General features: G+C 34.4%; 11 protein-coding genes. 10 read left to right on the plus strand and 1 reads right to left on the minus strand.

Annotated features, from left to right (window positions below; genetic code table 11):
- The 4 genes from CVU84_14490 to CVU84_14505 all read left to right on the plus strand — a co-directional run.
- On the plus strand, positions 1-322 hold a 322-nt coding region (locus CVU84_14490), incomplete at its 5' end, for a phosphoenolpyruvate--protein phosphotransferase (GenBank protein PKM93576.1).
- A 104-nt stretch (positions 323-426) separates the two neighbouring features.
- Entirely contained in the window at positions 427-1,518 is a 1,092-nt protein-coding gene (locus CVU84_14495) for a hypothetical protein (protein PKM93577.1), read from the plus strand.
- A 79-nt stretch (positions 1,519-1,597) separates the two neighbouring features.
- Positions 1,598-2,011 (plus strand): transcriptional regulator, encoded by a 414-nt coding sequence (locus CVU84_14500; GenBank protein ID PKM93578.1) that lies wholly within the window; start codon positions 1,598-1,600, stop codon positions 2,009-2,011.
- A gap of 17 nt (positions 2,012-2,028) precedes the next feature.
- Positions 2,029-2,856, plus strand: coding sequence for a hypothetical protein (locus tag CVU84_14505; GenBank protein PKM93579.1), 828 nt, complete (start codon positions 2,029-2,031; stop codon positions 2,854-2,856).
- A 35-nt stretch (positions 2,857-2,891) separates the two neighbouring features.
- Here CVU84_14505 and CVU84_14510 read toward each other — a convergent pair whose 3' ends face one another.
- Positions 2,892-3,740, minus strand: a complete 849-nt coding sequence (locus tag CVU84_14510; GenBank protein PKM93580.1) for a hydrolase — start codon at positions 3,738-3,740, stop codon at positions 2,892-2,894.
- 504 nt (positions 3,741-4,244) lie between these two features.
- Between CVU84_14510 and CVU84_14515 the strand changes: the two genes are divergently transcribed.
- The 6 genes from CVU84_14515 (at position 4,245) to CVU84_14540 (ending at position 14,617) form a co-directional block, all read left to right on the plus strand.
- Positions 4,245-6,398: an arylsulfatase gene (locus CVU84_14515; GenBank protein PKM93581.1), complete on the plus strand. Its 2,154-nt coding sequence runs from the start codon at positions 4,245-4,247 to the stop codon at positions 6,396-6,398.
- Positions 6,399-6,682: 284 nt separating this feature from the next.
- Complete coding sequence (locus tag CVU84_14520) at positions 6,683-8,158, plus strand: YdiU family protein (protein PKM93582.1); 1,476 nt, start codon at positions 6,683-6,685, stop codon at positions 8,156-8,158.
- 53 nt (positions 8,159-8,211) lie between these two features.
- A complete protein-coding gene (locus tag CVU84_14525) occupies positions 8,212-10,158 on the plus strand; it encodes an ATP-dependent DNA helicase (GenBank protein ID PKM93583.1) in 1,947 nt (648 codons plus the stop codon).
- A 60-nt stretch (positions 10,159-10,218) separates the two neighbouring features.
- The gene (locus CVU84_14530) at positions 10,219-10,614 is read left to right on the plus strand and encodes a BlaI/MecI/CopY family transcriptional regulator (protein PKM93584.1); all 396 of its coding nucleotides are present in this window, start codon (positions 10,219-10,221) and stop codon (positions 10,612-10,614) included.
- Positions 10,607-12,400 carry a BlaR1 family beta-lactam sensor/signal transducer gene (locus CVU84_14535; protein ID PKM93585.1) on the plus strand — a complete coding sequence of 598 codons (1,794 nt, stop codon included), beginning with the start codon at positions 10,607-10,609 and terminating at the stop codon, positions 12,398-12,400. The genes CVU84_14530 and CVU84_14535 overlap by 8 nt, the downstream gene beginning before the upstream one ends.
- 165 nt (positions 12,401-12,565) lie before the next feature.
- Positions 12,566-14,617: a hypothetical protein gene (locus CVU84_14540; protein PKM93586.1), complete on the plus strand. Its 2,052-nt coding sequence runs from the start codon at positions 12,566-12,568 to the stop codon at positions 14,615-14,617.
- The last annotated feature ends 23 nt before the right edge of the window (positions 14,618-14,640 follow it).

The following is a 14,640-nucleotide window of genomic DNA, read 5'->3' on the forward strand; positions in this document are numbered from 1 at the left end:
TCCATTGGTTTCCCACCTATATTCACCTTATGATCCTGCAGTTATACGTCTGATTAAAAAGATTATCGATGCAGGACATGAAGAGGGTATTTGGGTAGGCATGTGTGGTGAAGCAGCATCTGATCAAAAAGCAATTCCTCTTTGGTTAGGAATGGGACTCGATGAATTTAGTATGAGTGCCTCTGCCATATTAGAATCGAAATGGTTGATTCAAAATATTAGTAAGAAAGATGCGGAAACATTGTGTGAACGTATCATGTTACTTAACACCGCAGCTGATATTGAGGAAGCATTAAGAAAAAATATAGACCCTATGAAGTAAGTACCTACATTTTCGATAGACTCCCTTTGTATAATCCCTACAGAATCCTCCCCAGATTTTCTAGGGATTATATATTTAAATTTAAACAAAAAGGAGCAAAACAGATGAATTTATTTAAAATAACAAATAAGAAAGAATGGGACAATCTAAATAAGCTTATTGAAAGCACATGGGACGAAGAGAACAAAGATATCATAACAAGTATATGGCCAAATCATATCAATGCGTCAAATTCAAGAGGAATAGGAAAGGTTGAGAGAAGTTTGTTTATAATGTTTTCTAATATGAAATCATTTGTGCAAAATATAAAATTGGTAAGTAAAGAAATCCTGGAACTCATTAAACACCTATCTAGTGCTGATGAAGAGAATAGATCCATTCTTGACGAGGAAAAAAATATGCTTGATAAAATGCGGTATGAAGTCGAAAATCAAGTTGAACACATATCTCAAGCCAATCTTTTAGCAGATGAAATGTCGACTTCTCTTATAGAAACAGATACATTTGTACAAACAATGTCTAAAAGTGCGGAGCTTGCCTTTACAACTGCAGCTGAAGGACAAGACTCTATTCAAAACTCTATGACGCAGATGCACTGTATAAAAGAAGGTGCGAATAGTTTAGAGGAGGTTATTCAATCTCTTAAAAAACAATCCGTTGAAATTGGAAACATGAACGCGTTAATTACTCAAATTTCAGAACAGACCAATCTACTTGCGCTTAATGCAGCGATAGAAGCTGCAAGAGCGGGTGAACATGGAAGAGGGTTTGCTGTTGTAGCAGATGAAATTAGAAAATTAGCTTCTCAGACACAAGATTCTGCACACAATATTCAGTTTTTGACACAGAATATTCAAAGTGAAATAACTGTTGCAAGTGAATTGATTAAAGACGAACATGAGAAAGTAGATATCGGTATTGTGTCTTTTGAAGAGTCTGAGAAAGCCTTCGATATGATTGGTGAATATATCAATGAAGTGGTTATGAATATATTAGAAGTAATGAATTCGGTGGGTAAGACTCAAATTTCCAGCAAAAGTGTAGTTGAAAAATTAGAAGAAGTTGGAGAATCAATGCATGTAGCTGTTGATTATACAGATGGGATGCTTAATGCCATTTCTAATCAAGTTCAAATATCTAAGGAGTCAAATGGTTTTATCGAACAATTAAGAAATATGAGTGGCTCTCTAGAATGAAGGATAAATGATCAACTATCCTCCTATTAAAATAATGTAAAATCAAAAGGCTTCAGAATGGTATCATTCAGGAGTTTTTTTGAATTTATCATTGACAAGTGCATACAAATGCACATATAATATTTTTATGAAGAAAATATTTAATTGCACAAAAAAAGTCAACGAACAAAATATTGATGACCTACTTAATGGAGATTTTTTCAAGATACTTAGTGAGCCAACAAGACTGAGTATTATAAAATATCTTATTATAAAGGGATCATCAGATGTAGGCACGATTGCTGAAAATTTTTCTCAAGATCGATCTGTTATTTCGAGGCACTTAAAAATGATGCAACAATCAGGGATACTTATTGTTGAAAAGTCCTCAAGGAATAAAGTATATACATTTGATGGATTTAATTTTCTTGAAAAGATGGAAGCATCAACAGCTAAGATACGAGAGCTTTTGGAAACGCATTGTATTTTACCAGAAAGTAAGCCTACAAATTAATTATTATTTTGACGGATATGTGCATTTGTGTGCAAGTATGCACGAAAGGAAATTCTATGACAACAGAAATTTTTTATTTTTCGGGATCTGGTAATTCTCTTTTTATAGCAAAATATCTAGGAGAAAGATTAGGAAATAGCAAGCTTACTTCGATAGCTAGTTTGAATAATAAAACAGAAATCAATTGTGAAGCTCAGACTATTGGAATTGTTTTTCCAGTCTATTTTATATCTATACCAGAGTATGTAAGTGATTTTTTGAAAAGGTTGAAAGTGGGTAAAGAGGCTTATGTTTTTGTTATTGCAAATGCAGGGGAAACGGTAGGAAATACGTTAATACATACAAAAAAAATATTAGCTAATAAAAGTATCACGATGTCAGCAGCATTTAAAGTCTATTTACCGGATAATAGCATCTTCTTTGCAACGGTAAAAAGCAAACATGAGTTGATGATGCTAGAATGCGAAAATCAATTGAAGGAGATCATTAAAAAAATTGTAAATAAAGAACTTATTGTTCCAGATAAAGAACCAATATATTATGCAAAGGCAACAGCGAATGTTGTTAAATTTTATTGTGAATATATCCTTGGGTTTGATGATTTTATAGTCGATGCCAAGGCCTGTATTGGTTGTGGATTGTGTGAGAGGGTATGTCCAGTGCAAAATATTAAATTAAAGGAAGGAATACCTAAATGGGAGGATCATTGTACCATGTGTTTCGCTTGCCTTCATTGGTGCCCAAAGCAAGCAATTGAACTCAAAAAGCAAAAGGTTCATCAAGATTTTCAATATACCAATCCCAAAATACAAGTTCAAGAAATGATTGAGAGGAATAATGATTAATACTATGATCAATTATTATAGTAATAGGGGATTCATTAACCAATATACATATTTTCATCAGAAATAAAATCAGCTACTTCAGAAATGATCTCTGATAATATTGTTTCATCTAAATTCAAAAGTTCCATGGCTGAATTGGAAAAATTATAGGCCAAACCATCTGAACCTATGTGTAGCCCCATCATCATAACCAAGCCATCTGCAACATGTGTTATTGCCACTAATTTTAAATTCAATTGAGCTTTTTCAGGTTGATGATGATAAGCGATTGCCTCAACTAAATCCTCAGGTAATTTCCATTTTTCTGCAATCCTAGCTCCAACTTGACAATGATTAAAACCTAGTATTTCTTCCTCTACTTCAAGGAATGGTTTATTACCTTCATTTATTTGATCCATGATATTTTGGAATTGGTCATTTAAGTAATGATCCAAAATAACCTTACCTATATCTTTTAACAAGCCCGCGGTATATGCTTGATCTGGTTGTGGGAATTTGATCTTTTTTGATATTACTCTAGCCGTAATTGCACATATTTGTGACTGTTTCCATAAAGCTTCTCGTTCTAAGGCATAACCTATTAGTTCTTTAGAGAGAACTGAACCTACCGAAGAGGCTAAGACCATACTTCGTATAGCTTGAAAGCCCAATAAGGTGGTTGCTTGTGAAACAGTTTTAATTTGTCTTGATACGCCAAAATAAGCCGAGTTTGCTAATTTTAGAACCTTGGTTGTAAAGCCTTGGTCTTTCAAAATTTCATTTTCTATATCACGAATATTTGTTTTTGGATCGTCGACCAGCTTTAGAATCTTGCTTACAGTCTGCGGAAAAATTGGAATTTCATCAATACGACTTACCAATTCGTTAAGGGTTATTGTGCCCACTATATTTAAACCTCCTTAAACAACGAAATAATACTATAATTATAACTTCGGGATATTAAATGAATATACTCTTTACAAGTTTATAATACCATATTATATTACTATAATCTATATATTTATCTAAAGGGTATCTAAAGGGGACAGGTACTTTTGACCTGTTTTGTCTTTTCTTTGTTCTGTGTGTTTTATCCTATATCTAAAGGGGATATCTAAAGGGTATCTAAAGGGGACAGGTACTTTTGACCTGTTTTGTTTTTTCTTTGTTTTGTGTATTTTATCCTAGAATTTTTGTTCTTAGTATTACACCTTGTCTTATACCTTGAATTCATTGCACTTTGATATTTGCTTTCAAAGTGTAAGACAAAAGTGCCTGACCCCATTGTCCCCCCATTGTCCCCATGTCTTAGCCAGCACTCATAGTTCAGATTGACGATTTTATATTGGAATGGTATAATTGTGCTGTCTATTGTAAAGAAATATTCGAGAAAGAAAGTGAGTTTAAATATGGTTTTAAAAATAAAGAATGTAGTATATAAAAGCGTTAAAACGAAGTTATCTTATATAGAAACAAAAATGAAGCAACTTGATAAATATCCAATATTACAATTGCTGACATTTTCAATAGTGTTAATTTTTGCATTAGAGATGTTGAGTCGGCGCTCAATTTTTAAAGGATTGGGATTTGTAATAGCTAATCCACTCATGTTTATATTCAATGTGTTGATCGTTTTATTAACATTATCCTTGACAATGATGTTCTCGAGAAAAAGTTTTTTACTTGTATTAATTTTGACCATATGGTTTGGACTTGGTATGATAAATTTTGTCTTATTGGGATTCAGAACTACACCACTAACGGCAATTGATTTTTATATATTAAAATCAGTATTTGGGATTATACATATATATCTTAATCCTTTTCAAATTATTTTGATTTTATTAATTGGTGTTGTTGTTATAGTAGCAATGATCTACTTATGGAAAAAAATGCCAAAGAATAAGGTTCAAGTTAGAATGCCATTGATTTATTTATGTGTTGTAGCTGTTTCGATGTTTATGGTGTCTAACATTTCCTTTAAAGTGAGCGCACTATCAAGTAACTTTGGTAATCTTGCAGAGGCTTATTCAGAATATGGTTTTGCATATTGTTTTTCTACGAGCCTATTTGATCGTGGAATAAATGAACCAGACGAGTATTCAGAAGAAAATATAGAGGCTGTTTTTAAAATTATTGAAAGCGAGTCGAATAAAACAACAAACAATTTAGAAGGCGGAAATATTGCTGGAGCTCGCCCCAACATTGTTATGGTTCAATTAGAATCTTTTTTTGATGTAAATCTTTTGCTCGACTTTTCTTTTTCAGAAAATCCGATACCCAATTTTACCCAATTGAAAAAGACGTATTCGTCTGGTTATCTTACGGTTCCTTCAATTGGTGCGGGCACTGCAAATACAGAATTTGAAATTATAACCGGCATGAATATTGAACACTTTGGTGCTGGTGAATATCCTTATAAAACTATTTTACAATCTACTACATGCGAAAGTATTTGTTTTAATTTAGACGAGCTCGGGTATCATAGCCATGCAATTCATAATAACACAGGAACTTTTTACGATCGAAATGCAGTCTTTCAAAAACTGGGTTTTGACAGTTATAGTTCTATTGAGTATATGAACAATGTTGAGTACAATCCTCTTGGATGGGCTAAAGATAATGTTTTAACAACTGAAATTCTTAAAGCACTTAATGCCAAAGAGACTCAAGATTTTATTTATGCAATATCGGTGCAACCTCATGGGAAATATCCAGATACGATTGTTGATGAAAATCAAAAGATAAAAGTGATACTAGACCCGAGTAAGAGACAACTTGAGGAAAATGGTTCGAAAAAAAACAATCCGGAAAGCAATTCGCTAGAAGATTACACAGAAGATACTGATTCAGAGAAGAGTGATATAGAGGAAATTGACATTGACGAAAGCTATATGATTGGATTTGATTATTTCGTGAATCAACTTGCTGAAACTGATAAATTTATTGGAGAGTTGATCGACGAGTTGTCTGTTTACGATGAGCCGACGGTAGTCGTCTTTTATGGGGACCATTTACCAGCCATGTCTTTTGAGAATGGTCATTTAGTAAACAATAATAAATTTCAAACCGAATATATCCTATGGAGTAATTTTCCAATGGAACAAACCAATCGCGATTTAAACGCCTATCAACTAAATGCATATGTGATGGAACGACTAGGTTATGATGAAGGAATTTTAACCAAATTTCACCAGACATATGAAGGTGAACCAGATTATCAAGAAGAGCTTGAGATTTTGCAATATGATATGCTATATGGAGATCGAAATGTATTTCAAGGAGAGAATCCCTATATAGAGAAAACAATTCAAATGGGTGTTTTTGAAGTTGTGGTAACGAATGTCTTAGAAAAAGGTGAAGTAATATTTATAGAAGGTGAGAATTTTACGCCATGGAGTGTTGTTTATATTGAGGAGGAACCAATGGAAACTCTGTATATCGATGAAAATACTTTGATTGTACCTTATGAAATATTTACGGATCAAGGTATTTATGTGGCACAAGTGAGCGATAATAATAAAATTCTCAGCCAAAGCAAAGAATGGAAGTCAATCAATTAAATTTTGCAGAGAAGAAATAGTGAAATAAAGGATAAAAAAACATTCAGGGGTTTGATTTTCTGAATGTTTTTTACTAGGCACGTGACTCGATCTAAATATTAACAGCATATAATTTTTCCGTAGCAAGCCTTGCATAATAATGGAAAAAGCAAAGAGGTTTGATTAACATTTCTAAAGTCAAAGAAGCTATAATATCAGCTTCTTTTTAGGTTAAATTTACTTGAAATAATAAATTGGCAGAAGTAGACACTATAAAGAGTTAGAAGAAGCAAAGGAGATATAGAATGAAAGATAGAAAAGAAATAATAGAAATAGGATGGAACTTAGACAACAGTTATGCTCGATTGCCAAAATCTTTTTTTACAAGTCTGAAACCAAGTCCTGTACGCTTGCCGAAGTTGATCATTCTCAATTCTGAGTTGGCAATATATCTTGGATTAAACGACCAAGGATTACAAAGTAATGATGGTGTAGCAGTACTTGCAGGCAACCAAGTTCCACAAAGCGCTTTGCCGCTTGCCCAAGCTTATGCAGGTCATCAATTTGGATATTTTACGATGTTAGGGGATGGAAGAGCAATGTTAATTGGTGAACAACTATCACCTTTAGGTCAACGATTTGATATTCAGCTCAAGGGTTCAGGTAGAACACCATACTCACGTCGGGGTGATGGTCGAGCCGCACTTGGACCGATGCTGCGTGAATATATTATCAGTGAAGCAATGCATGCGCTAGGTATTGCTACTACCCGTAGTTTGGCGGTAGTGACAACGGGTGAGTCAATCATTCGCGAAACAGAGCAACCTGGTGCTATCCTAACTCGGGTGGCTGCTAGCCATCTACGCGTCGGTACCTTTGAATACGTTTCAAAGTGGGGTACTATTCAAGATCTTCGTACCCTAGCAGATTATACAGTACAAAGACATTTTCCTGATGTTGATATTGATATAAATAAATATCTGATTTTACTTCAAGAAGTAATCAAACGACAGGCCGTACTGATTGCTAAGTGGCAACTAGTTGGATTTATTCACGGGGTTATGAACACCGACAATATGGCACTTAGTGGAGAAACCATTGATTATGGTCCTTGTGCTTTCATGGATACCTATGACCCAGAAACAGTATTCAGTTCCATTGATATTCAAGGCCGCTATGCCTATGGAAATCAGCCATATATTGCCGGATGGAATCTCACACGATTTGCTGAAACGCTATTACCGTTGCTACATGATAACCAGGAACAGGCTGTTAAGCTGGCTCAAGATGCAATTTCAGATTTCACTAAATTGTATCACAGTAATTGGCTTGCAGGTATGAGAGCAAAACTAGGCTTATTTAATGAAGAACCACAGGACGAAGCGCTTATTGAAGACCTACTTAGTATGATGAAGAAGTATCGTGTAGACTATACGAATACCTTCCTTGCATTAACATTTGATAAGCCTGAGGATACGCTTCTGTATGGCACCACGGACTTTGTGCAGTGGAAGGAACAATGGCAAGCTAGACTAGGTAGGCAGCAAGAGCTCAAAGATACCTCCTATCAGCTGATGCGAAACAATAATCCTGGTTTAATACCTCGGAATCACCAGGTAGAAGCGGCATTAGAAGTAGCAGTAAAACAAGGAGATTATAGCGTGATGGAACGTCTTCTTGATGCTCTTTCAAATCCCTATGCCCACGATATTAAACACGCTTATTATTCCACGCCCCAAACGACAACAACTTGTCCTTATCGAACCTTTTGCGGTACCTGATGTTTTTTATTAAAGGAACAATAATCCACTAGTATAGCAGGAGGAAATTTAGCATGTCTGTAACAATGAAAACACTTTTTGATTATGATAAAAAAGAAGAATTTCCAGTTAAATTGGCCGAATGGATTGGCCAAGTATTTTATGATATCCTTCCAGAGCACGGATATGAAGTCCGTGAGGAACAAATATTTACTGCTTTTCAACTTGCAGATGCAGTTTGTAAAAGAAATGTTCACTTAGCAGAAGCCGGACCCGGTACAGGCAAAACTTTCGCCTACCTACTTACAGCAATTGCATATGCTCGCTTCAGCGGGAAACCTGTAGTGATTGCATGTGCAACTACAGCACTCCAAGAACAACTTTCAGGCCCTAAGGGTGATATTTTGACCCTTGCTCATATACTTGGACTAGAGATAGATGCACGAATGGCAAAGGATCCACGTCAGTATATCTGCGATGCGAGAGTAAATGAATCTGAAAGCTTGCTTTTTGACAAATCAAATACAATGTCAAACGAGATTCATCAATGGTTAGCGAAAACGAATCGTGGTGAACGCTCTGAAATGCCACTTGTACCAGATCGTGTTTGGAAGCAGATTGGGTGGGATGAATATATGTCCTGTGATATGTGTTCTAGCCGTGGGTATTGTAAACTCGTTAAGGCAAGAGAACATTATCGACCTGCTAGAGATTTAATTATTGCTGATCATGGAATCTTCTTTGATGACCTATGGACACGAGATGAACGAATTGCTGATGGTAAATTACCTATCCTTCCCAGTTATGCAGCGGTCATTTTTGATGAGGGGCATAAAGTAATACTTCCAGCAGCCATGCATGCAGGAGAACAAATTATTAAGGAGGATATAGATACGATTACGGTATCTATAGAACATATCCAGGGTGCTAGGGAATCACTGATATCGATTACAGATGCTTTGGAACAAGCTTCTTCTGATTTTTTTAGTAAGCTTCATCAATGTGTGATCCCAGATGAAAGTTCGAATCGATTAGCACTTAAGGTAGATGATACATTACTTAAAGTAGCGAATACTTTTCATAAAGCGTTAGATCATCTGTTACTCGAATTTCAAATTGAGCAAGAACTATATATAGAATCTCTACCTGCTTATTTACTACAAACATATGAAGCTCAAATTGAAAGGGCTACGATAGCATTAAGTAGATTCTATAGGAATCAAAGTAGGGATGTTATCGCTTGGTTAGATCAGCAGGATGGCAGCTTTTGGGTAGTTCCAAAAAACATTGGTAAAATGTTAGACAATTATTTGTTTCAGAAGGGATTACCCGTAGTGTTTACGTCTGCAACCTTAAGCAATGAAGGTGATTTTGGTTACTTTACACGTGCTCTTGGGTTAAATAAACCATCCTGTTCTACAGTTGGAAGTTCTTTTGATATGAAAAACCAAGTTATTGTTTATTTAACCGAGAACTTGTCAAATACGAATAACGACGATAAGTTTTCCCTTGGCATGAAAAAATTAATATCTTTATTAGAAAAAAATGAGGGGCGTGCGCTAGTACTTACCAACTCCTTAGAGGAAGTTCGGAAAATCAGAATGGGATTTAAAGATTATCAACTACCTTTTGAGGTTTTATGGGAGGACAAAGGAGAGCGGGGATATCTTGTCCGAAAATTCCGAGAGGAAGTGTCTTCTGTATTGATTGGTGCTAATTTTTGGGAAGGTATCGATGTACCTGGAGAGGCGTTAAACCTTCTAATTGTTTGGCAACTTCCTTTTCCATCACAAGATCCTTTAATTGAACAACAACGTAAGGTGGCAAAGGAAGAGGGATTGGACCCAATGAAGACAGTAGATTATCCTGAAATGGGGCTTAAATTAAAACAAGGATGTGGTAGATTAATTCGAACGAAGGATGACCAAGGGGCGATAGCTATTATAGAGCCGGTTATAGGAACCCCTTGGGAGGAAGTCGTCATGGGTGCCCTACCACCTGGTGCTATAATAAAGAATTGACAAGGGTGAGATACGTGTTATAATAAAATTATTACACACGTAGTAATTGGGAGGTTTTTTATGAATACGATGCCAACTATTTCAGAAGCTGAATACCAGGTCATGAAAATTATATGGGCAAATGCACCCATTAGTACCAATGAAGTGATCGAAAAGCTAGTGGACACCAGTACATGGAGTCCTAAAACGATACAAACACTGCTCTCTAGATTGGTAAAAAAAAGAGTGTTGGATTATAAGAAGGATAGTAGGATATTTGTCTATACGCCTTTGGTGAAAGAAGAAGAATACTTAGTTCAGGAAAGCAATACTTTTCTGAATAAATTTTATGATGGAACGCTAAGCTCTATGGTAGTTAATTTTATTGAACAAGATAAATTAACGAAAGATAATATTGATGAACTGAAAAGAATTTTAGATGATAGCCTAGCGAAGGCAGGAAAGAAGTATGATTGATTTCTTATTTACACGCTTTATAATAAGTTCCCTTATTTCCTCCTCTCTAATTCTGTTTATTTTACTAATCAAAAGGGTATTTCAAAAGCATATTTCCATAAGGTGGCAATATAATATAGGGTTTTTATTTCTCATTATGTTGACGATCCCATTTATACCAAACCGATTATTCAATTCTGGGAATTTATATGATTTGGTATTCAATAAGATCAATATGAATAACAACATAACATCAGGAATTTTCCCGTTGAATAGTAAAGGAAATATATTATATAGTACTGATTGGTTGCAAGACTTTACCCTGTCGGTTAACCAATCTACTCCAGAATATTTAAACATATTGTTTATTGGAATATGGGGTATAGGGATACTCATTTTTACTATCTTTATTATAGTTAGCAATCGTAATATAAGACTTATTAAAAAATCTGTTCAGCCAGTAGAAAACAAAGATATTGAAGTACTATTTGAAAAGTGTAAAAATGATCTTAATGTCGTTAAAAACCTTATATTAGGTGAATCTTCTTTAGTACAAACACCTATGGCAATTGGTTTTTTTCATCCGTACATTATATTGCCCAAACGAATTATGAAACAGCTATCAACAAACGATATAAATTATATAATTCTTCACGAATTAAACCACTATAAAAATAAAGACATATTAATCAATTATATGATGTGTCTTTTCCAAATACTGTATTGGTTCAACCCACTTGTATATTTGGCTTTTAAAGAGATGCGTATAGATAGAGAAATTGCGTGTGACATGTCAGTATTAAAAATGCTTCATGAAGACAATTATATCGATTATGGAAGAACAATTATAAATTTTGCGGAAAAATTATCACAAGGAGCTTATTTAACCGTAGCGGTAGATATGGGTGATTCTAAGAAACAAATTAAAAAAAGAATTGAAAAAATTGCTTCATTTAAAACAGAAACAAAGCTATTAAGAATGAAAAGTATTGGTATTTTTACACTTATAGGTTTTCTTATTTTTAGTCAACTTCCTGCTATTTCAGCAGTAATTTATGATGACAATAAATATGATTTTCAAGAAAATCAGTTGGTATACGAAGATTTAAGTTCTTATTTCAATGGTTTTGATGGGAGTTTTGTGCTTTATGATTTAGAAACTGACGAATATTGTATCTATAATAAGAATAAAAGTATAACCAGGGTGTCCCCTAACTCAACTTATAAAATATTTAGTGCATTAATTGCACTGGAGTTAAATATAATACAGGATGGAAATTCAAATCTAAATTGGAATGGTACAAAATATCCTTATGAAGCTTGGAATCAACATCAAGACCTAGCTTCAGCAATGAAAAATTCTGTTAGTTGGTATTTTCAAGATCTTGATCAGTTAATTGGAAAGAAAAAACTGCAAACTTATTTTAAACAAATTGGTTATGGGAATTATAATCTTTCAGGTGGGATATCGGAATATTGGATGGAATCTTCATTACGTATATCACCTATTGAACAAGTGCAACTTATGAAAGATTTTTACAACAATGATATGATAGTTAAACAGGAAAATATTAACACAGTAAAGACTGTATTACAGCTATCTAAAAAGGATGGAGCTATCCTCTCAGGAAAAACAGGAACAGGTGTTGTGGAAGGCAAAGGAATAAATGGTTGGTTTATTGGATATGTGGAGAAGAATGGAAATACTTTCATTTTTGCAACCAATATACAAGGTGATGATGGCGCGAGTGGAAGCGTGGCTGCTAACATTACACTGTCTATTTTAGATGATAAAAACATTTATTAATGCATTGCAATTGAATCATTACTTCGTTGTGTGTTGTAAATAAGGCAAGCGCCGCTAGTTGACGCTTGCCTTTATTAATAACCAATTCTATGAAAAAGCTCTTGACTTTAAAATACTACAAGTGTAATATTATATTCATTACAAATGAAGATCTAGGGGGAAAATATGTATCATAAAAAAATGAAATCAAAAGTGGTCAGGATAACATGTATTGGATTAAGTATTTTAACATTAGCGTTTGTTAGTATTCTTATTTATTCGTTCTATGGTAGCAAAAAAACGATTCAACCTGATGCGCTTCTCCACCAATACATGGCCAATATTAATGACGGCAAATACGAAGAAATGTATACTTTATTGAGTGAGCAGAGTCAAGCTATTGTATCGCAAGAAGATTTTATCTTAAAAAACCAAAAAATATATGAAGGAATAGAGGGGAAAAATTTAACCATTAAGATTACTAAAATAGATGAGCTAGGCAAAACTCAAATACTTGTTAGTTATGATACTTATATGGATACTTTAGCAGGTGATATTTCTTTTTCTAATGAAGCATATTTTACAAAGAATGATAATAAAGAATACCGTTTGTTATGGCAACCTCAATTAATTTTTCCGATGTTAAACCCAGATGATAAAGTAAGAGTGAATACGTTGAAGGCAGAACGAGGTGATATATTAGATAGAAATGGAGAGGTAATTGTCGGCAAAGGGATTGCATCTTCTATTGGTTTAGTGCCAGGTAAAATGAGTGATAGTAAGGAGCTTGATATTGCAAGAGTTTCTGAACTTTTAGATATACCAGTTGACCATATAAATAAAGCACTGAATGCTACTTACGTGAAAGACGATACATTTGTTCCACTCAAAAAGATTCCTAAAGATCAACAAGAATTAGAAGAAGCCCTTTTGGAAGTCCCAGGAATAAAAATTTCGGACATAGCAGTCAGAGTTTACCCTTTCGGAGAAAAAACATCCCATTTAACCGGTTATATACAAAATATCAATGCAGAAGAATTGAAAAAACTGAAAGAGCAAAATTATAATGCCAATAGTATAATAGGAAAATCAGGACTGGAAAAAATTTTCGAAGACCGCATTCGAGCCATTGATGGATATGAAATTATTGTAGTTGATAGTAGTGGTGAGAAAAAAGAAACGTTGGCAAAAATGAGTCCAAAGGATGGAGAAACCCTTAAACTTACCATTGATGCCCAGATACAAAGTGTTTTATATGACCAATTTCGTGAAGATAAAAGTTGTTCTGTGGCTATAAATCCAAAAACAGGCGAGGTATTAGCTCTTGTTAGTACCCCTACCTTTGATTCCAATGATTTTGTGCTTGGAATGTCAACAGATAAATGGAATGTGTTAAATGCAGATACCAATAAACCTTTGTTCAATCGCTTTAAAGTTGCTTTATGTCCTGGCTCTTGTTTTAAACCAATTATTGGCGCAATTGGATTGACCACAGAAGTAATCAAGCCCTCTGATAATTATGAATCAAGTGGTCTCAGTTGGCAAAAGGATGGGAGCTGGGGAGAATATAAAGTAACGACCTTAAAAGAATATGGTGACCAGGTGAACCTGCAAAATGCTTTGGTATATTCAGATAATATTTATTTTGCAAAAGCAGCCTTAAACATAGGAGGAGATTTGTTAGCAGAACAATTAACAAATATTGGTTTTCAAGAGACAATACCTTTTGAACTTGGAATGTATCCATCAAGTTTTTCAAATACAGGCACCTTCGATACGGAAATTCAGTTGGCAGACAGCGGTTACGGTCAAGCACAAATACTTATAAATCCCCTTCATATGGCTTCTATATATTCTGCTTTCGTCAACGATGGAAACATGATAAAACCATATCTAATTTATAAAGAGAGTACAGTTCCTGAATATTGGAAAGAACAGGTTTTTACAAAGGAAGCAGCCCAAATTGTACGTAATGATTTAATACAAGTGATAGAGAATGGAACAGGGAGTGATGCTAAAATAGACAGCCTCACATTGGCGGGTAAAACGGGTACTGCAGAAATCAAACAATCCAAAGATGATCATGAAGGCACTGAGCTAGGCTGGTTTAGCCTTTTTACTGTAGATGAACATACCGAGAATCCTATTCTTGTAATTACTATGGTGGAAGATGTAAAAGAACGTGGGGGAAGCCATTATGTTATACAAAAAGTAAAGACTGTTTTTGAAAAACGATAAGTTCCTTTGGATGGTAGTATAAT

This window comes from Firmicutes bacterium HGW-Firmicutes-1 (assembly GCA_002841625.1).
Taxonomy (GTDB): domain Bacteria; phylum Bacillota; class Clostridia; order Lachnospirales; family Vallitaleaceae; genus HGW-1.

Bases quoted from the DNA above. Each gene is read 5' to 3' on its own strand.
- CVU84_14495 (PKM93577.1), top strand. From the start codon at position 427: ATGAATTTATTTAAAATAACAAATAAGAAAGAATGGGACAATCTAAAT.
- CVU84_14505 (PKM93579.1), top strand. From the start codon at position 2,029: ATGTGCATTTGTGTGCAAGTATGCACGAAAGGAAATTCTATGACAACA.
- CVU84_14515 (PKM93581.1), top strand. From the start codon at position 4,245: ATGGTTTTAAAAATAAAGAATGTAGTATATAAAAGCGTTAAAACGAAG.
- CVU84_14520 (PKM93582.1), top strand. From the start codon at position 6,683: ATGAAAGATAGAAAAGAAATAATAGAAATAGGATGGAACTTAGACAAC.
- CVU84_14525 (PKM93583.1), top strand. From the start codon at position 8,212: ATGTCTGTAACAATGAAAACACTTTTTGATTATGATAAAAAAGAAGAA.
- CVU84_14530 (PKM93584.1), top strand. From the start codon at position 10,219: ATGAATACGATGCCAACTATTTCAGAAGCTGAATACCAGGTCATGAAA.
- CVU84_14535 (PKM93585.1), top strand. From the start codon at position 10,607: ATGATTGATTTCTTATTTACACGCTTTATAATAAGTTCCCTTATTTCC.
- CVU84_14540 (PKM93586.1), top strand. From the start codon at position 12,566: ATGTATCATAAAAAAATGAAATCAAAAGTGGTCAGGATAACATGTATT.